The sequence below is a fragment of the Rhizobium sp. BR 317 genome (genome assembly GCF_047445835.1).
Classification (GTDB): domain Bacteria; phylum Pseudomonadota; class Alphaproteobacteria; order Rhizobiales; family Rhizobiaceae; genus Rhizobium; species Rhizobium paranaense.
Genome location: NZ_JARWLB010000173.1, coordinates 1 through 880 on the forward strand (window position 1 = coordinate 1; position 880 = coordinate 880).

At 65.0% G+C, this 880-nt stretch carries 1 protein-coding gene; it reads left to right on the forward strand.

Going from position 1 to position 880, the window contains the following annotated elements:
- Positions 1 to 27 precede the first annotated feature (27 nt).
- A partial coding sequence (locus tag QD357_RS32615; protein ID WP_414126135.1) for a hypothetical protein occupies positions 28 to 880 on the forward strand: 853 nt, incomplete at its 3' end.

Sequence of the window (880 nt, forward strand, 5' to 3'; positions counted from 1 at the left end):
CGCCGACCCTGATCTCCGGCATCGACTTTGCCCTCCGGCATCGACTTTGCCGCCACCACTGCCGCCGGCGGCAGCATCGTGCTCGGATCATCCGGTGATTTGAACCTTGCCGCCTCGACCGGTCTTGCAACCTCGACCATGCTGTCGGCCGGCGATATCGACGCCAGTGCTGCCACSATCTCCGCCGACGCCGTTACCGCCCATGGCGATGTCACCCTTGCCGGCAGCAACAGCGTTGCTGTGACCGGCCAGCTTCTGAGCGCCGACGATGTCTTACTCTCCGGTCAGACCGTGCAGGTCGGCCAGGCCGTCACCGGCGTCGACTTTGCCGCCACCAGCCAATCGTCAAACGGCGCCATCGCGCTCGGATCCAGCGGCGATCTCGACATTGTTGCGGCCAGCGCCACCGCCGGCACGCTGATCGTCGCCGGTACCCTCGATGTGGCGGCAAGCGCCTTTACCGGCGGCAACATCACCAGCCACGGCACCGTTGCGCTCGGTTCGACCACCGGTCCTGGCGCGGTTGCCATCAACGGCCAGCTTCTCGGCGCCAGCGACGTCTCKATCACCGGTTCCGGCATCAGCGGCAATGTCATCGTCGCCGGTGTCGATTTTACTGCCACCAGCCAATCCGCCTCCGGTAACATGGTCCTCGGCCAGACGGGTGATCTGACGCTGCAGGCGACATCGGGCGACATTGCCGTCAACAGCCTGATGGCCGCCGGCAGCATCACCGCCAATACGGCAAACAATGTCAGCACCAATGCCGTCGCCCACGGCGACCTGACGGTGAATGCCGGCAATGCGATCACGCTCACAGGCCAGTCGCTTGCCACCMGCAACGCCACTCTGTCCGCCCGATCGATGACGATTGATACGC